The organism is Streptomyces sp. NPDC101194 (assembly GCF_044767885.1).
Taxonomy (GTDB): Bacteria; Actinomycetota; Actinomycetes; order Streptomycetales; family Streptomycetaceae; genus Streptomyces.
The window spans coordinates 44,392-66,276 of the sequence record NZ_JBIWOS010000016.1 but is presented as its reverse complement, the minus strand read 5'-3'; the positions used below and the strand labels follow the sequence as shown (position 1 = coordinate 66,276).

Below are 21,885 nucleotides of genomic sequence, written 5' to 3'. Positions count from 1 at the left end.
TCGACGGTTCTCCAGACACGCAGATGTGTCTCATCTTCTGCGGTCGCTTCCGTGATGGTCGCCACCGACAACGCCTCGTGCGCCGGCCGCCTACTCCGCCGCCACGATGCGCTCGACCGCGGCCGTCACCAGTTGTTCACGCTCTGCTTCCGTGAAGACGTCCGGCAGCGTGAGCTGCTCGACGATCAGCCAGTTCATGGCCAGCATGAGCAGCTTGACGGCCATGGCGTCGCCAGGGAGACCGGAGGCCTCGTGGTAAGCGACGTTGGCGTCGACGTCGGCCCGGACTCGCTCGGTGAGGACTTTGCGCAGTTCGGGGCGGCGGGTGGCCTCGAGGCGGAGTTCGAGCAGCGCGAGGTAACCGGTGCGGAAGCAGGCGATGCGTCCGACGAGTTCACGCATCAGCTCCGCGTAGGTCTCCCGGTCACGGTCGGCCGCCTGCTGGCGGGCGACCGTGGCCTCGTCGGGCTGGAGCCGCTCATACACCCGGGCACCGGCTTGGGTGAGCAGGTCGTCGCGGTTGGCAAAGTAGTTGGACGCGGTGCCGGCGGGTACGGCGGCCTCGGTGTCCACCGCCCGGAACGTCAGGCCTCGTGCGCCTTCCCTGGCCAACACCTCGATCGCGGCGTCGACGAGGGCAGTGCGCCGCTGATCATTTCGTCTCACCATTGACACCACTCCAACTGTAGTACTACGTTCAAACCACTTCAAGCAGAGTACTATGTGGAGGGCATCAGAGATGCGAAAGCTCGTGTACTACGTCGGTGTCACGCTCGATGGCCGCATCGCCGGCCCCGGCGGCGAGTGCGATTTCTTCCCCCTCGGCAACGAACAGCAGAGCGCCGCCTACTTCGCCTGGACCAACGCGCTGTACCCCGAAACCGTCCCGACCGCCTACCGCGCCGCCGCGGGCCTCACCAACACGCCCAACCGGCGCTTCGACACCGTCGTCATGGGCCTCGGCACCTACCGCCCCGCCCTCGACGCCGGGATCACCAGTCCGTACGCGCACCTGCGCCAACACGTGGTGTCCAGCACCCTCAAACCCGACACCGACCCGGCCGTCACCGTCGTCCAGGGCGACCCGCTCGCCCTCGTCCGCGAGCTCAAACGGGAGGAGGGTACCGGCCAGGACGTCTGGCTCTGCGGCGGCGGCAAGCTCGCGGGCGTCCTCCTGCCTGAGATCGATGAACTGGTGGTCAAGAACTACCCGGTGGTCGCCGGGGCCGGAATCCCGGCCTTCGACGGCGCCTTCGACCCCACCGTCTTCGATGTCGCCGAGCGCACCGCCTTCCCTAACGGCGTCACCCTCACCCACCTCACCCGCCGCTAGGAGCGTGGGTCAGTAAACAACTTCTGGTATGCCGGGCCTCGTGGTGGAGTGGGGCTGTCGGGTGCTGCTGTTGAAAAGGCGTGGCTGCTGGGCAGTCATGATGCGAAAATCAGTCCGCAATTTGATTCACATCCGCGTCCCGGAGGTCCGTATGGATGTCGCCTCGCTGCTGCCGTTGGCCACGGCCCGGTTGTCGTTGCGTCTGTTCACTCCTGGCGACGCCGACGGCCTGTACGCCTACCAGAGCCTGCCGAGCGTGGCGCGCTACTTGTACCGGCCGGCGCACACGCGTGAGCGCAGCGAGCAGGTTGCCGCCGAGCGCGCGGCGCAGACGGCCTGGTGTGCCGACGGGGACAAGCTGGCGCTCGCTGTCTGCCGACGCGATGAGCCCGGCGTCCTGGGCGAGGTGAGCCTCGCCCTGGCCGATGCCCGCGCCGCCCAGGCCGAGATCGGCTGGACTCTCGATCCAGGTCATCAGGGGCACGGCTACGCGACCGAGGCGGCCGCGGCGCTGGCCGGGTTTGCCTTCGACACGCTGGGCGTGCACCGGCTCTACGCACGGCTGGATGTGGAGAACAGCGGGTCTGTGCGGGTCTGTGAGCGCCTCGGGATGCGCCGGGAGGCGCACCTGGTCGAGAACGACCTCGACGGGGATCGCTGGGGCAGCGAGTACATCTACGCGGCGCTGTCCACGGATCTTGGCAGTCGATCAGGCGATTGAGCCCGACGCCGTCTCTTGTTCGTGATCTGCCACATGGGAGAAACCTGGTATCCGCAACCGCCGCGACGAGTGGATCCGGTTCGGTGTCTTCGCCCGGCTCAAGCAAATCGCACTGGAGCCCTATGGCGGGATTGTCGGCCTCGTCTTGGGTCAGTCGCCTGAAACGCTCCGGCATGACGGATGGTTACGGCATTCCACTGAGCCGCGTCCTGGCCGGAGCCAACTGCCACGACTCCTCGCTGCTCGCCACGACCCTGGACCGCCTGAACGACCGCGGGCCGTTACCCGACGACATCACCGTCCACCTGGACGTCGGCTACGACTCCGACACCACTCGCACCCTGCTCGGCGACCGTGGCCTGCACGGCCGGATCGCGCGCAAAGGCGAGAAGGCGCCGATCCAGGCGAGCCAGAGGTGGCACGTGGAGCGCACCCACGCCTGGCAGAACGCCTTCTACCGCCTTGCCCGCTGCTACGAGCGCCGGGCCACCGTCATCGACGCCTTCTTCGATCTTGCCGACACGATCACCACCGTGCGTAGCCTCATCCGACAGGCATGGACGACTCACCGCTGGGACGAACGCCTGCGCCGCCGCCCGGCCGGCGCCAGGGGCGGCCGTACCCTCGTCCCCGTGCTGCTGGCGCGCCAGGGGCAGGGTGCGTGCACGCCGCCGCCCGCCGCAGTGCCGGCGGACAGGTCGTCGGCGGCGCCGAAACGGAAGACGGCCCGTCAGCCGTCGGCCGGGCGGCCCGGCACGGCCCTAGCCCCAGGAACCGCAAGCACGCTTCTGCCACCGGGAGACCGGCACCTTCAGCCCCGCTCCACTCCATTCCACAACGGGATGGAGGGGCCTGCGGGCCGTGGGCAGCAGCACCGGGGACACGCACATCCTGCAGCGGCTTTGCCGAGTCCGGGACCGAGAAGCAGTCCCCGATCGTGAAGCCGTTGTCCTGCCGGATGTGGTCGCTGCGTCTTTGCCGGCCGGGCAGGGGGCGTCGTTTCGGCGGGACGGTCTGGGGGTGCATCCGTCCTCGGCGACACGAGGTTGAAGCGGGGTGCCAGCTGAACTCGCCGCTGCACAACGGTCGCCAAAGCAGCGGGTGACTGCCTGCGAGGACCCTGGCGGCCTTGGCCGCGGCCGGGGTTCATGCCGGCTGTCGGCTCACGGGTCAGGAAACCGGCCGGCGGGAGCGGGCCGCCTCGATGTCCGGGACATGCTGCTCGGCCCAGAGCCGTACGGCGCGCAGCGGGACGAGCAGGGAGCGGCCCAGTGGTGTCAGGGCGTACTCGACGCGGGGCGGGTTCTCGTCGTAGTCGCGGCGGCTGATCAGGCCGTCGGCCTCCAGGGAGCGCAGGGTCTCGGTCAGCGCCTTCGGGGTGATGCCCCGGATGTGTGCCTTGAGTTCAGTGAAGCGGCGGGGGCCGTCGGCGAGGGCGTTGACGACGAACACGGTCCAGCGGGCGCCGATGCGGTGCAGCACCGTGCGGCTCGGGCAGGTCGCTGCCATCACGTTGTACGCCTTGCCCATCGTCCGCTCCCAGTTTCGTTGTAGATACCGGTATCAAAACCATACCGTGAGTTCCGATCCTACGAAAGAAGGAGTCGGGACGCATGGAACGGATCCTGGTCATCGGAGGCGCACGGGCGCTGGGCGCGGCCGTCGCGAGGCGTGCGGCGAAGGACGGGTACGACGTTGTCGTCGGTGCCCGTGACCGGGCTGCGGCCGACGCGCTGGCGGGCGAGATCGGCGCCACAGCGGTACGGGTCGACCTGCAGGACGAGTCGACGCTCGCGGCTGCGGCGCAGCTCCTGGACGACGGAATCGACCACATCGTGACGACCGGTTCGGCCCCGCACGACGTCCGCGCCACCGAACTGGACCGCGACAGGCTGCTGGCCGCGTTCACGGCGAAGGTGGTCGGCCCGATGCTGGTGGCCAAGCACTTCGCGCCGGTCCTGCGGTCGACCGGGTCGATGGTGCTGTTCTCCGGCGTGGTCGGCTGGCGCCCCGGGCCCGGATCGCTCGTCAAGGGCGTCACCAACGGGGCGGTCGAGTTCGCCGCGCGCCACCTGGCGGCGGATCTGGCACCGGTCCGGGTCAACGCCGTCTCGCCGGGTGTCGTGGACTCGGGCGCATGGGACCGCCTGGGGGACAAGAAGACCGCCCTGCTGAGCAAGAGCGCGGACGCGACCCTCGTCAAACGCCACGGCGAGAGCGAGGACGTCGTCGAGGCGGTGATGTGGCTTCTGCGCGCGGGTTTTGTCTCCGGCGAGACGATCCACATCGAGGGCGGCGCCCGCCACAGGTCCGCCTGAATCCGGGGCGGCGCCCGCCACAGGCCCGCCCGGCCGGCACCGGCGCCCGTCACACCGTGCGAGGCAGCGCTCGCGAACCCCAAACCGGAAGCACCCGGCAGCCACACGGCGCGGACGGCGTTCTCGGTAGGAGAGCGCCCGAGCGCACGTCTCCTTGCCGCAGCTGGCGAGCGATAGGGCTGTCCACTCTCGGTTCTCCACAGAAACGGTTGAGCGGATACAGGGTGCCGGGCCCGCACAGCCGTCCGCGAAGGTCACACGCCGCTCCCAAAGCCCTGGCCTGTTCATAGGCGTGGGCTGACAACGGCCCCCCTCACACCAGGAGGCTTCGCCCGCAGGCGCGTGAGCCGGGCAGAGAAGTATCAGACGAAGGTGGGCATTGTAGTGGCAAGTCCGCATGTGCTGAGCAACTGCATAGATCGCCACATGTAGTGTGGTGTGTCGCCCTACGGGGGGCTCGTGGTGAGTGGAATCATGCAATCCATCCCGGGTTGAAGGCCACCCCGCCCGCCAGGGCTCGACCGGAACCGAACCCTCGCCGCTCGGGGCGCGGTCCGGCCGGCCCGGGACTGAATGCCTCGCGGGGGTCGCCTGCGGGAGGTTCGCAGCCCGGCTCCTGCCGTGTGGACGTCCACTACTCGCGCCTCTGCAGACATGCCTAGGTCGGTTAGGTCGGCGCGAAGCACCCAGGACAGACAATCGAAGGCGCCGCCGCGCCCCGACGTCTGAGATTCAAAGGTGCTAATACGCCTTGCTCATAGATTCCTTGTATGCGACACGCTCGTCGTCGTGGGGCCCGACCGAACAGGAGGCTCTCGTCAGGTCGGTGTCGGTGTCGGTGCTGGAGCGGAAGGGGGCCCGGCTGGCCGGGGCTGTGAAAGAGCTGGAAGCGGAAGCCGGTCGCTCTCGGCGGAGGACACCATGGGACTTCAGTCGAACGATCTTCGCCATGTGTCACAGGTGAGGCCTGGGGTGCAGTTTCCTTTACGCCCAGACGCAAATGAACCGTCAACTACCCGCGAGCATCCCGCGTGCGACGGACCGGTCGGAGAACGGCTTCGCGAACGGTCGACATGTGGGCCTCATGGTGTGAGTCGACAGGGAAGCGGTCGCCCAGGCGGCGGGGGAGTGCTACCAGGTCACCGGCCTCGGCGATGTTGGTCCAGTGGTGAAGACCTGGGGGGCCGCTTTCGTGGTCGGACGTGTCGGGCGGCGGATCCAGCATGTCGAACACGGCTCCTGGCACCCCGAGCGGAGAACCGATCGTGACCAGGACCTCGACACCGAGATCGGGGTAGGCATGCAGGGCCTCGTAGGTGACGACAGACCCGAGAGAGTGCGCTACGACGACCTTCGCGCCACTGTGCTCGATCGAGAGCCGTCGGGCAGACGTTTCAGGACCGGCAGCCTGCGTTGTTCTTTCACGCGGACCAGGACGTGTGCGCTCTTCTCGGTGATCGCCTCGACCAGCAGGGACATCGGAAGAACCGTGGTTCCCGAGGCGGTCGGTCCACCGGTTTCGACAGCGAGCGCTACAAGAAGCGCAACACCGTCGAACGCACCATCAACCGCCTCAAAGGCTTCCGCTCCGTCGCCACCCGCTACGAGAAACGCACCTACATCTACCTCGGCACCGTCACCTTCGCGGCCCTCATGATCTGGCTCCGAGCATGACCTGAGAACCACGGCCTGCTCCAGCCTCTGCGTGCAACGCAGGTAGATTTTTTTGCACCTACAGGGGTGATCACCGTAGAGATAGGGCCATGATGACGACGTATGCAGCGACCGCCAAGCAGGTAACGGCGGATTGGGCGCGGGTCTTCGACGGCTTCGACATTTGGCGTCCTTTGCGGCTGTTGCGCCGAGTTGGCCCCTTGATCCAGGGGATCACTCTTGATCGTTCCACTTCGGGTGACGCCTATTTCCCGACCGCTCACACGCATTGACGCGACCGTTCCCAGTCGTCTCGCTGACACTTGGTCAACGTTTGGCGTCAAGATCGGGGATGCCGGAAACTGTCAGGTTCTCCGACCATGCGGAGGATTATCTCTGCGCTGCCCGGCGCCTTGCTGACCAGGCCAGGCTGAGTCTCGATGTTCCGCCTACCGTCGGAGACGTCGTCACCGAACTGCGCGCTTTCGCGGTAGCCCAGCACGGTATGGGCAGCTGGCCCGCAGTCGGGGAGGTTGAGGACAGCGTCCTCATCTCGTCGGCGTGTGGGGACAGGGACCTAACGGAGGAGGGGCTGCAACTTGCTCGGGACCTGGTGAAGAAGTGGCCTAAACACAGGCTGCCGCTGGACTGGGTCGGCGAAGAGGTATGGATCACTTCCTTGAGCAAGAAGGCGGACAATGCCGAGGACCTGAGCGCCATCGTTGAAAGCCAGGTCAGGGCCCACAGATTGACAAAGGTCCGCCAGACCTAACGTGTCGCCACAGGGACCTCATGTTGTACGGCTCCATCACAATCCCGAATAGGCACCGGCTCCGGGCAGATGGTGAATGCATGATCCAGGAAACAGGGCGGCTTGAGTAGGACGGCATCCGCCTGCCCAGGAACACGACGGCGTTTCGTGCAGACGCAAGGTTCTTCCGTCCCTCGGTCCCTTGACAGTTGGTCAACTACCTCGGGAGGCTGGCCGAGACGGACTTCCATGAAACCCGCGATGGGTTGAACGAGAGCAACGCACGGCGTGCCATGCTTGCCGCCTGCGACTCTGCCGGACTGCCTGTCCTCCCGGACGCACAACTCCTGCGGCTCGGGGAAAACGCGCTGTTCGCTCTTCCCGAGGCCGGCGTCGTAGTAAGGGTCACCCGGTCAACGGAGATGGCCGATAAGGTCGCCAAGGAACTGGCGGTGGCACGCTGGCTTGTTGGGCGCGGATTCCCGTTCGTGCACCCGACGGGTACCCCACAACCCATCGAGGCGGACGGCCGCACCGTGGCGTTCTGGGAATACGTGCTGGAGAGCTCTCCACCTGCCTCCCATACGATCCTGGCCGGGCTTCTCCGCGGCCTACATGCTCTGCCGGACCCGGACTTTCCCCTCCCCGTCCTCAATCCGTTCCCCGTCATGCACAGTCGTCTTGAAGCCGCGTCCGGGATCAGGCGCGAGGACGTAGCTTTCCTCGCCCAAGCCTGCGAGAACGTAGAAGAGAGCTTCCATGCCCTCATCGCTTCCTCGCCCAAGCACTTGGTGCACGGCGATGCCCATCGCGGCAACATTCTCTGGGACGGCGACCGCGCCCTGCTCATTGACTATGAAGCGGTGGCGATCGGTCCCCGGGCTTGGGACCTGGTCCCCACCCGGCGCGGCGAAGGCGATGCAGGAGATCTACAACGCCGAGGACCGCAGCCATGCCGAGAAGGCGAACGAGGCGTTCGCGAAGACCTACGGGGCGAAGTTCCCGAAGGCCGCTCTTCCGCGCCGTCACGCTCAACCTGTCCTGGTTGCCGGACGGCCTGCTGGCGTCGTCCAACTGGCTCCAGCTCAAGACCGCCGCCGGGACGAACACCGAGGCCATCGGGGTCCTCGCCGAAGCCGGCCGCACCAAGCGGATCCGCAACACCGCCAAGGCCAGCCTTAGAGGTCGCACGGATAGGCGTGCGGTCACGGTCGGCGGTCCGGGCGTTCGTCCCAGCGGTGAGTCGTCCATGCCTGCCTGATCAGGCTACGCACGGTAATGATCGTGTCGGCGAGGTCGAAGAATGCGTCGATGACGGTGGTGCGCCGCTCGTAGCGGCGGGCGAGCCGGCAGAAGGCGTTCTGCCAGGCGTGAGCGCGTTCGGCATGCCAACGCTGACTGGCCTGGATGGGCGCCTTCTCCCCCTTGTGCGCGATGCGTCCGTGCACGCCGCGTTCGTTGAGCAGAGCGCGGGTCTCGTCCGAGTCGTAGCCGGCGTCCAGGTGCACGGTGATGTCATCGGGCAACGGTCCCAGCTCGTCAAGACGGTCCAGGGTCGGGGCTAGCAACGGGGAGTCGTGACGGTTGGCGCCGGCCAGGACACGGCCCAGTGGAATACCGTATCCGTCCGTCATGCCCGAGCATTTGAGGCCCCGCGGTCGACCGGTGAGCGGCCGGCGGCCTCGCCGCCTCCGGGGGCCTTGGTGATGGAGCCGTCGACGGCAATCCGGTCGAGGACAAGGCCGATGATTCGGTCGTAGGAGTCCAACGCTATCTGCTTGAGCCGGGCGAACACGCCCAGGCGTATCCACTCGTCGCGACCGCTGCGGATCGTGGTGGCCGAGCAGGTTGTGTCGGCAATCGCCTCGTAAGAGCAGCCGAAACGAAGCAGTTGCAGGAGCTTGTCGAAGATGACCCGGTCACTGATGCGCCGACGGTGGCAGCCGAGCGGATGGCCGGGGTGGTACTCCGGCCGCTCGGGCAGCAGGGCTGCGAATTGGCCCCAGAGCGGTTCTGTCAGCCATGATGGAAGCGCGGGCACAAGTCTCCCCAGTGATCACAGAGCGTCGCAACTCCCTGATCGTCGGCACCCGTGCCTGTCCTGCTGCCGGGCCCTACCATCGAGCCACGGCCTTGACCACCGGCGTCTCTGTGCGCGATCCGCACCCGACGAGCATGAAGTGCTGGGTGTAGATCGCTGTGACGTGAAGACGGGCAGGCGCGGTTCGTGCGGATCAGTGGGCGCGGCGCTGCATTCGATGAGCAGTGCATCGGTGAGGACGAGTCGGGGTCAGAGGGCGCTGAGCGGCTCAGCCATGGAGAGTGACGTGGGGCAGCGGACGGCCAGTGGCGTCGAACAACGCGGCTCCACAATCGCAGCGCTCGTCGGCCAGGGTCTGGTCCGCCGACAGTTCCCAGACCAGCATCTGCGAGCAGTTCGGGCAGTCCAGGCTGACCAGGGTCTCTTCGGGTTCCGAGCCCCAGGCCCGCACCGGGAGGCCCTGGTGCATCAACCCGGTCGGCTCACGCTCATCGGTCAGCGCGACCAGTACCTCGTAGGTGTCGGTGCCGTTCTCCCGCACCATGAGCGTGCAGCGGAGATCTGCCAGCACACCGGACAGGTGGTCGAGCTGACGGACCGGCAAATCACCGCGGCGCAGAGTCGGGTCGGTCTCGGCCGCTCGGTAGACGACGTTGGTGTCGACGTCTGTCGGCTCCGCCCCGAAGGCCCGTACTCGACCAGCCACGAACGCAGCCAGCCGGCCCGGGTAGTCCTCACCGGCCCAGTCCATCGTGAACATCACGCTGTCGACGTGAACCCCCCGGGCCCGTTCGCCGGGGCTCAGGACCAGCTCTTCCAGTTCTGTCACGACGATCACGCTATCAACTGCCGGGCGGCGGACGGTGCCGGTGTCGTGCATGACCAACATCAGCCTCTGCACCTACCTGCGCGACCTCTTACCCACCGCAGCAAGAGCTGAGAAGCCGTTGCCATACCGATCATGGAGTCTGTCGATCGAACGAAAGTCTCGATCGGGTGATCCCGGGCCCTGCCCGGCATGAGAGCAGGGCCTGGCGGTATGCGGGGAAAATCCAGGGGAGCGGACGGCCGCGCGCTGCTACGGTCGGGCGCCATGAGCTGGCTTCCCGATGACTTCGTCCACCCCGTCCTGGTACCGCTGCCGGGCGGTGGCCATCACCTGCGGCCGATCCGGGAGGCGGACACCCCCCTCGACTATCCGGCTGTGATGGGTTCGCGCGAGCGGCTGTGGACCATTTTCGGCCCGGCCTGGGGCTGGCCCGCGGCCACCATGACCTACGAGGCCGACCAGGCCGACCTGTTGCGGCACGAGAAGGAGATCGCCGCACACCAGTCCTTCAACTACGCGCTGTTCGACGCGGCGGAGACAGCTCTGCTCGGCTGCGTCTACATCGACCCACCGGAGAGGGCCGGCGCGGACGGCGAGATCTCCTGGTGGGTGGTGGACGAGCTGGTGGGCAGCAAGGTCGAGCAGGCCCTCGACGCGCTGGTGCCGCAGTGGATCGCCGCCGACTGGCCGTTCGAGCAGCCGCGCTTTCTCGGCCGCGAGATCTCCTGGTCGGACTGGCTCGCCCTGCCGGAGCATCCCGACACGTAAGTGGTTGTTGCCCGTACCGATCTCGAAGGCTGTCGGTCGAACGTGAGTCTCGATCGGGTGACTGCGGCGGTTTCCGCGCGTGAAAGCAGGGCCTCCAGGTAGCTCGGGGGTGCGATCCCATTCCGAGTGCTTCCCGGAGGCTCTGTTGTCTTTGTTGTACGTGCCCGAGCATGTTGACCTCAACTCGCCCGCCGTGTCGTGCGATTGCCTCGCGCGCGCCGAGCCGACTGAGGGGATCATCGACGCGCAGTCGGTGCGGGCCGCCGCGACGGTGCCGGGTGCCCGGTCGCACGTCATGGGCCGCGAATCTGCTGCGTCCACATCCACGGCTACGATCGTGGCGAGAGGCAGGGCCCGCAGCGATGGGCCAGCGGACGCACCGCCCGAATCCTGACGCACCGCGCTCGCCGGGCAAGCGGCGCTGCGGGCCGTAGTGCTGCGCACGGGTAATACGTCTCGGCTCCCCGAAACAGTCCGGGGCGCGGGCTGCTGAGCACCATGGCGGCGACCTGGTGCCGGGGCAGTCCAGACGGCCGTATGCGCCCGGCTCCCCGTCGGCGAACAACGTCAGCGCCTGTGCTGTCTCGGTACGTTCCGGCGCTGTGGAGGTGGCCGGCCACCAGTGCTCCACCTGATGCGCGTTCACGAGGACGAAGTCCTGGTATCCGTCGAAGTCGCCGGGGTCGTCTGCCACGCCGATGTGGATGGGCGTGTCATCGGGCAGGTCCTTGAGCGCGTCGCGAAGCTGCGCGGCGTTCCAGACCAGCGGGGTGTGCTCGAAGACGTCGGTGATGGGCACAGGGTGCCGGAGCAGGCCGCGTTACCGGTGGAGGCACGGCTACGTCTTCGGCCAGAGCACTGAGCCGGGGTACCGTGGCCACCTCAGCGAAGCGATCCGTCGACGATCTGCACCCTCGACGACATCGGATACCGATGGCAGGCCTTGCAGGTCAACCGGTGTGCGACCAGCACAGGCGGGGAGCGCCCTCCATGACGTGCCGAGGCGGCCAGCTGGTGGGCTCCAGGGTTTACGTGCGGATGGTGGCGGCTTTGGTGCTGAGGGCTGGCATCCGAAGGTCAGTAGCTCCGTGAAGGGCCGAGCCTCGCTGTCACCCTTCGGTGGAGCCTCGCACAGTACGAGAACTGCCGCGACGAATACCAGATGGGTTTCCGCTCGATCGTCCACCACGTCCTGGAGGGGCTGGCAGAACCAGACCGACGGCCACGACACGATAGACGACATCCTCCTCCAGCGCGGGACTCCCCACCTCTCGTACGTGTGGGACAGTGCTCCTCGTACCCAGCCCGGCGTGGTGATCCAGATCGCGATCGGCATCCGGGCTTCGCCGCAGGTTGTGAAGGCGTGCCGGGAGCGGCGCCGCGCCCCCCTGGACGGTGGGAAAGCGCCCGGAGAATCCTCGCCCTTCGGGGTAATCGGAGGAGGTCAATGCGGCTGGCCCGCTGCATGGACCAGGCGTGGGTTTTGACTTGTACACGACATGCGGACATTGCGGACATTAGTTCCCTTTTGTTACTTTTAACTCCGAGGGTCGCGCCAGGCGGCTAAGAAGATGAGCATTTCGGTCGTAGAGATCGGTGCTGACAAGGAGAGCGGTGCCCTTCCCTGCCACCCTGTTTGGTTCTGCCCGATCATCGGCGTTCCTGCGCGCAGCGGCGGCCTCACCTGCCGTTCGGTGGCTGCTGCTCGCCACCGTGGGCTATTTCCTCGGTAACGCCGCCCGGTGGGTCGGCGTCCCGGCCGCGCACCTGCTGACCGCGCTGGTCGTGGGTGTGATCGTGTCACTGACGGGCGCCATGCGGTCGCGGTTTCCCGCGCGTGCAAACCGTTCGGCGCAAGCGGTGGTCGGCGTGCTCATGGGCAGCTACCTCGCCCCCGGGGCGGTACGGTCTGTGGCCGGCTCGATCGGGCCGCTCGTCGGCGTGACGCTGGCCACAGTCGTTCTGTGCCTCGGCGTCGCGCTGATACTCCCGCGCCTGACCCGGATGAGCCATAGCGACGCAGTCCTTGGAATGGTCCCCGGCGGGTCCGCGGCGATCATCGCCTGCGCCGACGACCTGGACGCGGACAGCCGGGTGGTGGCATTCATGCAGTACCTGCGGGTCGGCATGGTGGCTGCCTCCGCGCCGGTCGTCGTACTGGCCCTTCACACTGCAGCGCACGCCGGGAACCCCGCTCACGCCCAGCCGTTCGGATCCGCCCTGCTGCCGGACTCCCTGGCCCTGGTGAATTCCTCACACACCTTGGCAGGTCTGCTCGTCCTGGCCGCGCTCTGCACGCTTGGCGGCAGCCTCGGACGCCGACTGAGACTGCCCGCGCCCACGCTGCTGGGCCCCATGCTGCTGACCGCAGTCGGCGTATTCACCGGCGCTGCGCACGGGTTCCAGCCGGTCGGGCCGCTCCAGGACGCGGTCTTCGTGGTGATCGGCCTGGAGGTGGGCTCGCGCTTCACCCGCCCCACGCTGCGCCACGTCGGACGCATGCTGCCGTATGTACTGGCCGCAACCTTCACCGTCTGCCTGATGTGTGCCGCTCTTGCCGGCGCGCTGGCTGCCGCGGTCGGCATCTCCTTCAACGACGCCTACCTGGCTACCACTCCCGGCGGCATCAACGCGGTCCTCGCCACTGCCGCGTCACTGCATTCCAACGTCGCCCTCATCTCCACCTCTCAGAGCCTTCGGCTCTTCCTCGTGGTGATGCTCACACCGTTGCTCATCCGCTGGGTGACGAGCTACGGGGCCCGGACCGTGCGCAGGCAAGTAGCGTGAGCGGGCGAGCGGTCGTGGACGCCGGCCGACGAGATCGCGGATCTGGCCGGCGGTGACCTCGGTGGGATCGTCCTGGGGCCCCAATCGCACCGCGTCCAGCGGCCCGGTCCACGAGGAGCGACCCCCACCCAGGGCCGCCGCGAACTGATAGGGCCAGCCCGGGATCGTCTGACGCACCCCCTCGCACCACCACGGACGGTGGCAGTGCAGCCGCTCGGGCGAGCACTCGGCATCCGGACGCGGCCACGCGGTGACGTCCGTCCTGGACGACGTCCAGTTCACCCGCCGCGACTACCAGCACCGAGCCCGCCCCGGTGCCCTCGACGAACCGGATCGTCGGCAGTGGCTCACCGTCCCCACACACCTTCCCCATGGACGGCCGACTCTCATCCGGGACGCGTTGATCGACGATCCTGACCGGGCCCGCCGGAAGACCGCGGGTGTACTGCGGCAGCACTACGGAACGAGCCCACACTGGCCGGCCCTCGCACAGGCCCTGGACCCAGTACTGGATGCCTTCGGCACTGGCAGGACCGCCACTGTTGCCGCAACCTCCACCCGCGTTCTGCTCGACCTGCTCGGCTGGCAGGGCCAGATCCTCGCCAGCAGCGATCTGCCCTCCCGCCCGGGGCGCTCCCGGAGACTCGCCGATCTCTCCGCCGTAACAGGCGCCCGCGTTTACGTGTGCGGGGCCGGCGGCGGCATGACCTACCTCGACCCGGCACCGTTCGCCGCCGAGGGCATCGCCGTCACGCCGTTCCAACCGCCGACGACCAACATCTGGTCCCCCTGCCGAAGGCTCAGTGGAACTCGTCAGGCCAGTGGGGGATCCGTGTGCAGCGCAGGACCGCGACGGGATCGTGTCCGCCGGGGCTCAGCCCCTTCTCTCGTAACTGCCGCCGGGTGAGCAGACCGGGGGAGAACTGCCTTGCGGTCGTGCTCCGAAACGAGCGGGTTCGCAGAATCTGAAGGTTGAAGCGGCGGGAACCTGCTGGCGGGGTCAGCGTCCAGCACCGGGATGGCCGTGGGTTCGGCGCTGGTAATTGCGTTGTCGATCTAGTGCGGCTGAGGCAGCATCCCGTCATGGGACAGCCTGCTGATGTGCTTCGCTTTGACCAGGTCGAGCTGCGCCGATGGTGTGTCGACGACATCGAGACCCTGCATCGGGCGATCACCGAATCGCGTGATCACCTGCTGCCGTGGATGCCCTTTGCGGCCACCCACGACCGGAGGCAGGGGGAAGGGTTTCTGGCCCGCTCCGAGGAGCAGTGGGTCTCGGGGGAAGCATACGGCTACGCGATCACCTCGGGTGGAGTGGTCATCGGCAGTTGCGGATTGCATCGCCGGATCGGACCTGGCGGTCTGGAAATCGGGTATTGGCTCCATCACGCGTGGACAGGGAGGGGGCTGGCCACTATGGCCGCTGCTGCCCTCGTGCAGGCGGGACGGGAGCTGCCGGGTGTCGATCACATCGAAATCCACCATGACGAGGCCAACGCCGCGAGTGGCTCCGTCGCCCGCCGATTGGGCTTCATTGAGGTTGAGCGCGTGCGGGTGCCGGACGGGCCGGAAGCGCCCGGCGAGACGGGCGTCGAGGTGATATGGCGCCTTCAGATTCGGGCCGACAAGGACGATCGGGTTCGCGGACTCTCGGAGCCGTCTTGAGTAACGTCAGACGGCAGCGGCTTCCTGAATCCCGCGTGACATCGCAAGTTGCTGGCCGAACTCGCAGAAACTCCCAGCAACTACGGGAAGTTGACACGCATGGGTGACCAGCATTGAGTAGGCCCTCACCTGCTCGCTTGCAGTGTTTCCCACACCGAGGTCCTCACGGAACCCGCGTGAACTCACTTGGCAGGACTGTGTGGGTACGCGACACGTGCTTGATCTCGTGGCGCTGCTTCCGTCGTGTACGCGCCATCACTTGCTCCAGACGCCGAGGAGTCGGACGGAACGCAGCGGGCGGGGCTGGCCGATCCGGCAGCGCAGGTGGGGGATGAGCACGGTGTCCTCCATCGAGTCGGTGGCGGGCAGTGCTGCGCCCCGCCGGCGGAGGGTCCGTCGGCGGGGCGTGGGGTGAGGCGGGTGGCCGGTCGGCCTATCCAGCGCAACCTTTTCAACCGCATGATCGGACAGCTCTACCACTGCCTCCAGCACGGCCAGTTCTTCGACGAGGCCGTCGCCTTCCCTGCGACAGCCGCGGCTCTCGCGGCATGAGCTCCATCAGCCGCTGACTGCGCGGGACCAGCACTCGTCTATGGCTGTCTGCTTCCGTTCAAGCTCGGCATCCATGACCCGGTTGGTGAAGGTCCCCGGAACCGCGATTGAGCGCCCACGGGTCCTGACGACCCGAAGGTCCCACCAGATTCCGCTCCGCAACACCCGCTGCCGCCTCTCGATGCCGACGACCTCGCTCCAGGGGATGACTCGCCTGCTGATGAAGGTGCGGAACTCCAACCCCGTCACGGTCAGGAGGGCCCGGCCATAGATCGATTTGATCGTGCTGAGGAACACAACCACGGACAAGACCCCTACGCCACCGACCCACCACCACTTGCCCGACTCATGTGTGGTCAAGCTCATCGCCACCATCACACCGGCGAGCGCCAGCATCACGAGGCCGTTCCGCCACCAGTACCTCTGGCGATCATCAGAGTTGAAGCCGATCCACACATCAGGCATGTCCATGATGCTATCGACGTCCGTTCAAATAATGCCCAGCCCAACTTGACGAGCTATGTGCCTGAGGTGTCTGTCCGGTCCTCGCCCGCGCGGGGCGGGCGAGGACCAGGCAGGGCGGCAGGTCAGTGCTCAGCGCTTCTGGAACGGGTGCACGTTGTCCGGGGCGTCGTCATTGGGCGGCGCGGCCGGGGCGGGTACGTGGATCTCGGAGCGGATCTCGATGCCGGGGCCGCGTTGTGGATGCACAGCGAAGGGCGCAGGGTCAGCCCGCGCAGTGCGAGCGCTGAGGCGGTGGTCCAGGCGAGGACGGCGAGGCCGGTGACGATCGTGCGGCCGTCCGCAGACGCCGCATGCTGGTGAAGAGGCAGTGTTCCGACCCTGCGCAATTCCTCGGTGCTCGCCTCACAGAGCGACAGCAACCAGGCTGCTGAGCACTCGGTCTCCCGCGACGGTGGTCTCCTGGCCGACGCCGTATCTTGGGCAGGAGATCGGTTGAGGGTTTCGGGGGGATTTGTGCGGATCGCAGATCACGCTGCTTGGGATCGGGGGTACCCGGTCACGTACCTGCTGGTCCGTGAGGACGAGGAGGGCGAAGAGAAGTACTGGGGGCGGTGCGCGAGCGTCGAGGGCATGTTTGTGGACAAGGTGCCGCCGAAGCGCGAGGTATTGACGCTGCGAGGATGCACTCCCACAGGTTCATTGCGCGATGCCCTGCTGCCAGCCGCAGAGTCGACTGGGCTGCTGGGCGATGTGTGTGTCGAGGTATGGGACGAGCAGCAGCCGCTGCAGTGGTGGACCCTGGTGGACTTTGTCGTCCTCGCCCACCAGCCGAACCGGAGCAACCCGGCCCTGGTGGATGTCGTCGTGGGTGCCGGGGTCGAAGAGGAGCACGCCTGGGACCACACCCTGCCGACGTCGCCGCAGTTCAAACTGTTCGCGGGAACCACCATGGCCGCCAGACACGCTGGAGACTGCGCCGGAGTGGATGGGCTGTTTGTCTCGCGCGAGGCCCCGCCGTCGACTCCACTGCACCTCATCGGTTGCGAAGCCGCTGAATCCTTGCTCGCCGTCTTGCGTCGGCCCCGCAAGTGGGACCGGGACTGGGTGCAATTGTGGGCGCTGGACCGCCATGGCGAGGTGATGTACCGCCACAACGTGTCCCTGCGCACCGAGAAGACACGGCCGTCCGTGCTCGGAGGCGCCCTCGTCGACATCACGCTCGCCGACGGCGGCGACGATCGGCCTCCGCTGTTGGCCCGGCCGATCTGGGAAACCTGGTATCGGGGAGCTCCGACAACCCGCAACCAATGGGCCCCGTACTCCGCGCAGGGCCGATCCGAGTGGCTTGACCTAACGGCCACCCGCATGAGCAGCCAGCGCCCGGACCGCTCTGGCGGCACCCGTCATCTTGACGGCAAGTTCGTCACCGACGTGCCCGGCCTTCACTGCGCGATGGCAGAGGCCCTTGTGGGGCCTGGGGGCTACTTCGGCCGGGAGTGGAACGCGTTCAAGGACTGCCTGGGTGGTGGTTTCGGCGTGGCCCTGCCCTTCACCCTGATCTGGCACGATGCGAACGTAGCGCGCCGAGCGCTGGCAGACGTCGTCCCGGACCCTGATGAGGGGCTCTCATATTTCGAGGACATTGTTCAGCTGCTCGAACGCTGCGGAGCAACCGTCATTCTTCAGTAGCCGAGACACTCTGCGGACTGATGAAGGTCGACGGAGGTCCGGCCGCGCTATTTGGTAGCTCTGAGGGCCGCGAGGTAGCCGGCCCAGCTGTCCTGGGCCAGAGCTGCCCACTGCGTGGCGGTGTTCCTGTGGATCGCGAACAGGTCGCACATGATGATCGGCGGAGGTTCACCGGCCAAGCCGAACACGGCCGTATTGCGGGCCGCGAGGACAGGGCCGGCCAACTGCCAGCGATGGCGTCGGCGTCGGCAACGGTGGGGTGGGCCCGTGTCCGCGGCTGACTCCCGGGCGGCCGAAACACCAACGGCTGTACCAGTCCAGCCGGGACAGGGCGAAGTCCCCTGTACTACGGTCGGCTTGACCGTTCTCACGCGACGGGTGGCCTGGAGGCCCGCTCAGCGCGTACCGGGGAAGGAGAGGGCTGAGGGATGCTGGAGCAGGAATTGGCCTCGCTTGCGGTTGCGGGCGGAACAGCCGTGGCCCAGGCCGTGGGAACCGATGCTTGGACGAGCCTGCGGCAGGCGGTGGCGCACTGGTTCGGCCGCGGAGACGCCAGGCGCGAGCAGGCGGAACTGGAGCGCCTGGACCAGAGCGCGGGCGAGTTGCAGACCGCGGGCGGCGACGCGGCCCAGCGGGCGCGCATCCGCCTGGAAGCTGCTTGGCAAACCCGCATTGAAATCCTGCTGGAAAGCATGGACGAAGCCGATCGCATACTCGCTGCCGACCAGTTGCGCAGCCTGCTCACTCATGTTCCTGGCACAGAGGTGTCGGCAGGCGATGACTCGGTAGCCGTCGGCGGCAATGTGCACATCGAGGCGGACAACAGCTCCGCAGCCGCCTGGAGCATGGGGGACGTGACCCTGGGAAACCCTTCGCAGCCGGGTCCGCGCCAGGACTGAGCGAACCCGGTACCGCCTCGTCCATGCCTGGTTGGTTTCCCAGCATCACCGCCCAGCACGGCAGCAGCGCCGTCGGCTACGCCAAGCAGGTCCACCATCACTTTGCCGCGCCCCGCGCGCCGGCCGAATGGCCGTACCAGGTTGGTGTGATCCCAGGCCGTGCGAACTCTTTCCAGCCCCTGGCCGTCGCCCGGAGCACCACGATGCTCAGCCAGGCGCTGGCTGGCAGCGGCGGGGCGGGCAAGACTCAGATAGCCGCCGCTTACGCCCGCGCCCAATGGGAGTCTGGCAGCGTGGACGTGCTGGTATGGATCACCGCCACGAGCCGCCAGGCCGTCATCGCCGGATACGCGCAGGCCGCTGTGGAGTTGCTCGCCGCGGACCCTGGCGCCCCGGAGCAGGCCGCCCGAACATTCCTGGCCTGGCTGGAACCCAAGCATGGCCAGAGGCCGTGCCGCTGGATGATCGTTCTGGACGCCCTCGCCGACCCGGCTGACATGCACGACCTGTGGCCCCCTGAGGGAAACGGCCGCACCCTGGTCACCACCGCCCGCCACGAAGCCTTTGCTCGGTGGCGAGGACAGGCAGGCGATGCGGCTGGCGCCGCCACCGCGTATGCCGAGCTGCTGGCCGACCGGGAGCGGTTGCTGGGCCCGGACCACCCCGAAACCCTCACCACCCGGCACGAGCTCGCCTACTGGCAAGGGCAGGCGGGCGATGCGTCCGGCGCCGCCACCGCCCTCACCGACGTGTTGGCGGACTTCATTCGGTTGCTGGGCCCGGACCACCCCGACACTCTCACCACCCAGCACAATCTTGCGTACTGGCGAGGACAGGCAGGCGATGCGGCTGGCGCCGCCACCGCGTATGCCGAGCTGCTGGCCGACCGGGAGCGGTTGCTGGGCCCGCACCACCTGGACACCCTCACCACCCGGCACAATCTTGCGTACTGGCGAGGGCAGGCGGGCGATGCGGCTGGCGCCGCCACCGCGTATGCCGAGTTGCTGGCCGACCGGGAGCGGTTGCTGGGCCCGCACCACCTCGACACCCTTACCACCCGGCACAACCTTGCGTACTGGCGAGGGCAGGCCGGAGGGGAAGAACCGGCTGTCGGATAACTATGGTCCGCTTAAGGCCACAGCGCCGTCCTCAGCTCAACACGCTGGACTTGACAGAGAACCAGTCCGAAACCATCGCCCGGAAGGCGTCGAGCTCCAGGACCTGAGTGGACGGCCAGGTGCTCGCCCGGGCGCTCTTGCCGCTTCCTGCCGCGCCGATCAGGACGATCAGCGCCGGTCGGGGATGGTCGTGTCGAGCGGCTGCATGGTGCCTTCGAAGTTGGTCTTCACGGGCGCTGTCCTTATGACCGCGAGCCAGCTGGACAGCTGACCGCACAATAAGCGCAAAAGGTGCATTGGTTAACTATGTGGCACCATATCGTTACAGACGGGAGCGGAGCCTGCGGTCGTTCGGTGCCTGCGGCACTGTCTCCCTCCACGGGCTCCCGACGCCGGGGTTGGTCCGTGGCCCGGATCTTGATGCACTGGGCCCCTGAGCGCGAGCGTCGATCCCAGGTCAGGCCTACCCCAACCCCACGGCGTGGCTGCGTGTGTCTCCAGGGCGGCTGAATACGATCTCAATGGAAAGCCCTTGGTATTCCGCTCCGAGTCGAGGTGACGTGGTGTCGCAGCCCAAGGTCGAGCGTTCCTTCCCCGCCTACTACCGCGAGCATCGTGAGCGGTACGCGACCGGTCGGGTGACCAAGATCAAGAGTCGGCCGATCTGGGTGCTGGAGAACCTGGGCGGGTGGTCGGTGAACAGCATCGTCATCGAAGGCGACGACGGGTTGGTCGTCTACGACACAGGAATCTGCCGGGAGCAAGGAGAGCTCATCGCTGCCGAGATCGCGCGGTTCTCGGACAAGCCGGTGCGGGCCGTCGTCTACTCCCACCACCACGCGGATCACTGCCAGGGAACTGATGCGATCACGTCCCCTGAAGCAGTGGCCAACGGTGAGGTCGAGGTCATCGCGTGGTCGAGCTTCTCTCGCGAGTACAGCGACGAGAATCGGGTCGTCGGGCCCATCATGGGCATCCGCGCTGCCTACATGTTCGGCGCCCTGCTCCCACCCGAAGATCTCCCGTACACCGGGCTCGGTGGTCGGTTCATCGGCGGGAGCGTGGGAACCTTTATCGAGCCGACCACGCTCATCGACAGTGAGACCGACTTCGACATTGCCGGCGTTCGGTTCACCCTGTTCCTCACAGGCGGGGAGGCCGCCAGCGAGATCGGCATGTATCTGCCGGACTACCGCACGGCACTGATCGCGGACGAGGTCTACATCTCGCTTCCCAACCTCTACACCCTCCGCGGCGCCAAGTTCCGGGACGCGATGCGCTGGGCAGCGGCGAGCGAGAAGGTGCTGGCCCGGGATGTCGACCTGCTCCTGGGATGCCACATGCCGCCGCTGGAAGGACGCGAGCAGATCGAGCAGGTCCTGGGGGTCTACCAGGACGCGATCCAGTACAACCACGACCAAGCGGTGCGGCACATCCTGCGCGGCGCCACAGCCGAGGAGCTCCGGACGGGTCTCGTCGAGCTGCCCGGCCATCTGGACCTCGACCCGTTCACCCGGGAGATGTACGGCAGCGTCGCCAACAACGCTGCGGCGCAGATGACCGGCTACCTGGGGTGGTTCAGCGGTGACGCCACCGATCTCGCGCCGCTGCCGCGCGCCGAACGGGCCAGTCGGACAGTAGCACTGATGGGTGGTCGAAAACGGGTCATCGAGGCGGCACGAGCAGCCTTCGACGACGGCGACGGCCAGTGGTGCGCAGAGCTGGCCGGCCTGTGCGTCAGCATCGACACCGAGGACCGCGAGGCCCGCCGGCTCAAGGCCGCGGGTCTGCGCCTCCTCGGCTACGCCGAGCAGAACGCACTGCGCCGCAACTTCTACCTCACCGGCGCGCTGGAACTCGAAGGCGCCTTCGATCCCGCGGCCGTCAGCGGTCTCGCCCGCAAGACGCTCACATCGTCCTCGACACCGCTTCTCGGGCTTCTCGATTCCTTCCGCTACAACGTCGTACCGAGCCGCGCCGGGAACCAGCGTCTCGTCGTTGACATGGTGCTCAGCGACAGTGGTGAACGCGCCCGGCTGGAGCTCCGCCACAGCGTGCTCCGGGTCGACAAGACCGCGGATGACCCCGACGCGACTCTGAGTCTCCCGAAGGACCGGTTCCTCGCGCTGGCCTCGGGGAGCACGACCTGGGACACGCTGCAGCAGGATGACACGGTCGAGGTCGCGGGTGAGCCCGAGGTCCTCGCGAGGTTCCTCGCGTGCTTCGACCCGACCCCGCCACGGGTGCAGCTCCACGTGCGGTGACGCGGGAGCGCGTCGCTGCGTCATTTGGCAGT

The 21,885-nt window shown here is 67.3% G+C and carries 16 protein-coding genes and 6 pseudogenes; 15 read left to right on the top strand and 7 right to left on the bottom strand.

Going from position 1 to position 21,885, the window contains the following annotated elements; all coding sequences use genetic code 11:
• Positions 1 to 90: 90 nt before the first annotated feature.
• On the bottom strand, positions 91 to 669 hold the full coding sequence (locus ACIRP2_RS36770) for a TetR/AcrR family transcriptional regulator (RefSeq protein WP_404258165.1): 579 nt from the start codon (positions 667 to 669) through the stop codon (positions 91 to 93).
• Positions 670 to 739: 70 nt separating this feature from the next.
• Here ACIRP2_RS36770 and ACIRP2_RS36765 point away from each other — a divergent pair, with 70 nt between their 5' ends.
• From ACIRP2_RS36765 to ACIRP2_RS36755, 3 genes and pseudogenes are all read left to right on the top strand, one after another.
• Positions 740 to 1,333, top strand: a complete 594-nt coding sequence (locus ACIRP2_RS36765; protein WP_404258123.1) for a dihydrofolate reductase family protein — start codon at positions 740 to 742, stop codon at positions 1,331 to 1,333.
• Positions 1,334 to 1,484: 151 nt separating this feature from the next.
• A complete protein-coding gene (locus ACIRP2_RS36760) occupies positions 1,485 to 2,054 on the top strand; it encodes a GNAT family N-acetyltransferase (protein WP_404258164.1) in 570 nt (189 codons plus the stop codon).
• A gap of 49 nt (positions 2,055 to 2,103) precedes the next feature.
• Positions 2,104 to 2,653 (top strand): annotated as a pseudogene (locus ACIRP2_RS36755) (transposase); the annotation flags it as partial.
• A 571-nt stretch (positions 2,654 to 3,224) separates the two neighbouring features.
• Here the strand turns inward: ACIRP2_RS36755 and ACIRP2_RS36750 are convergent.
• Positions 3,225 to 3,584: a winged helix-turn-helix transcriptional regulator gene (locus ACIRP2_RS36750; protein WP_404258122.1), complete on the bottom strand. Its 360-nt coding sequence runs from the start codon at positions 3,582 to 3,584 to the stop codon at positions 3,225 to 3,227.
• Between the two features lie 83 nt (positions 3,585 to 3,667).
• On the opposite strand from ACIRP2_RS36750, the gene ACIRP2_RS36745 reads away from it, so the two are divergent.
• The 4 genes and pseudogenes from ACIRP2_RS36745 to ACIRP2_RS36730 form a co-directional block, all read left to right on the top strand.
• Positions 3,668 to 4,372, top strand: a complete 705-nt coding sequence (locus ACIRP2_RS36745) for an SDR family oxidoreductase (protein WP_404258121.1) — start codon at positions 3,668 to 3,670, stop codon at positions 4,370 to 4,372.
• 1,464 nt (positions 4,373 to 5,836) lie between these two features.
• A pseudogene (locus tag ACIRP2_RS36740) lies at positions 5,837 to 6,046 on the top strand (IS5/IS1182 family transposase); the annotation flags it as partial.
• Positions 6,047 to 6,377: 331 nt separating this feature from the next.
• Entirely contained in the window at positions 6,378 to 6,797 is a 420-nt protein-coding gene (locus ACIRP2_RS36735; protein WP_404258120.1) for a hypothetical protein, read from the top strand.
• 272 nt (positions 6,798 to 7,069) lie between these two features.
• A pseudogene (locus ACIRP2_RS36730) lies at positions 7,070 to 7,618 on the top strand (phosphotransferase enzyme family protein); the annotation flags it as partial.
• A gap of 363 nt (positions 7,619 to 7,981) precedes the next feature.
• Here the strand turns inward: ACIRP2_RS36730 and ACIRP2_RS36725 are convergent.
• Together ACIRP2_RS36725 and ACIRP2_RS36720 are read right to left on the bottom strand one after the other, a co-directional pair.
• A pseudogene (locus ACIRP2_RS36725) lies at positions 7,982 to 8,817 on the bottom strand (IS5 family transposase).
• 268 nt (positions 8,818 to 9,085) lie between these two features.
• The gene (locus tag ACIRP2_RS36720) at positions 9,086 to 9,646 is read right to left on the bottom strand and encodes a hypothetical protein (protein WP_404258119.1); all 561 of its coding nucleotides are present in this window, start codon (positions 9,644 to 9,646) and stop codon (positions 9,086 to 9,088) included.
• A gap of 264 nt (positions 9,647 to 9,910) precedes the next feature.
• On the opposite strand from ACIRP2_RS36720, the gene ACIRP2_RS36715 reads away from it, so the two are divergent.
• Positions 9,911 to 10,414 (top strand): GNAT family N-acetyltransferase, encoded by a 504-nt coding sequence (locus ACIRP2_RS36715; protein ID WP_073492597.1) that lies wholly within the window; start codon positions 9,911 to 9,913, stop codon positions 10,412 to 10,414.
• 589 nt (positions 10,415 to 11,003) lie between these two features.
• On the opposite strand, the pseudogene ACIRP2_RS36710 reads toward ACIRP2_RS36715, so the two are convergent.
• Positions 11,004 to 11,213, bottom strand: a pseudogene (locus tag ACIRP2_RS36710) (DUF6225 family protein); the annotation flags it as partial.
• An 815-nt stretch (positions 11,214 to 12,028) separates the two neighbouring features.
• On the opposite strand from ACIRP2_RS36710, the gene ACIRP2_RS36705 reads away from it, so the two are divergent.
• The gene (locus ACIRP2_RS36705) at positions 12,029 to 13,201 is read left to right on the top strand and encodes an AbrB family transcriptional regulator (RefSeq protein ID WP_404258118.1); all 1,173 of its coding nucleotides are present in this window, start codon (positions 12,029 to 12,031) and stop codon (positions 13,199 to 13,201) included.
• A 30-nt stretch (positions 13,202 to 13,231) separates the two neighbouring features.
• Here the strand turns inward: ACIRP2_RS36705 and ACIRP2_RS36700 are convergent.
• Positions 13,232 to 13,483, bottom strand: a pseudogene (locus ACIRP2_RS36700) (transposase); the annotation flags it as partial.
• Here ACIRP2_RS36700 and ACIRP2_RS36695 point away from each other — a divergent pair.
• A complete protein-coding gene (locus ACIRP2_RS36695) occupies positions 13,452 to 14,108 on the top strand; it encodes a WbqC family protein (protein WP_404258117.1) in 657 nt (218 codons plus the stop codon). The pseudogene ACIRP2_RS36700 and the gene ACIRP2_RS36695 overlap by 32 nt on opposite strands.
• Before the next feature lie 176 nt (positions 14,109 to 14,284).
• Positions 14,285 to 14,866, top strand: coding sequence for a GNAT family N-acetyltransferase (locus tag ACIRP2_RS36690; RefSeq protein WP_404258116.1), 582 nt, complete (start codon positions 14,285 to 14,287; stop codon positions 14,864 to 14,866).
• Positions 14,867 to 15,424: 558 nt separating this feature from the next.
• Here ACIRP2_RS36690 and ACIRP2_RS36685 read toward each other — a convergent pair.
• Complete coding sequence (locus ACIRP2_RS36685) at positions 15,425 to 15,883, bottom strand: hypothetical protein (protein WP_404258115.1); 459 nt, start codon at positions 15,881 to 15,883, stop codon at positions 15,425 to 15,427.
• Positions 15,884 to 16,513: 630 nt separating this feature from the next.
• Between ACIRP2_RS36685 and ACIRP2_RS36680 the strand changes: the two genes are divergently transcribed.
• From ACIRP2_RS36680 to ACIRP2_RS36665, 4 genes are all read left to right on the top strand, one after another.
• Positions 16,514 to 17,572, top strand: coding sequence for a barstar family protein (locus ACIRP2_RS36680; RefSeq protein WP_404258114.1), 1,059 nt, complete (start codon positions 16,514 to 16,516; stop codon positions 17,570 to 17,572).
• Positions 17,573 to 18,000: 428 nt separating this feature from the next.
• The gene (locus tag ACIRP2_RS36675; RefSeq protein WP_404258113.1) at positions 18,001 to 18,471 is read left to right on the top strand and encodes a hypothetical protein; all 471 of its coding nucleotides are present in this window, start codon (positions 18,001 to 18,003) and stop codon (positions 18,469 to 18,471) included.
• Between the two features lie 23 nt (positions 18,472 to 18,494).
• Positions 18,495 to 19,589, top strand: a complete 1,095-nt coding sequence (locus ACIRP2_RS36670; RefSeq protein WP_404258112.1) for a tetratricopeptide repeat protein — start codon at positions 18,495 to 18,497, stop codon at positions 19,587 to 19,589.
• Between the two features lie 563 nt (positions 19,590 to 20,152).
• A complete protein-coding gene (locus tag ACIRP2_RS36665) occupies positions 20,153 to 21,853 on the top strand; it encodes an alkyl sulfatase dimerization domain-containing protein (protein WP_404258111.1) in 1,701 nt (566 codons plus the stop codon).
• Positions 21,854 to 21,885: the final 32 nt, after the last annotated feature.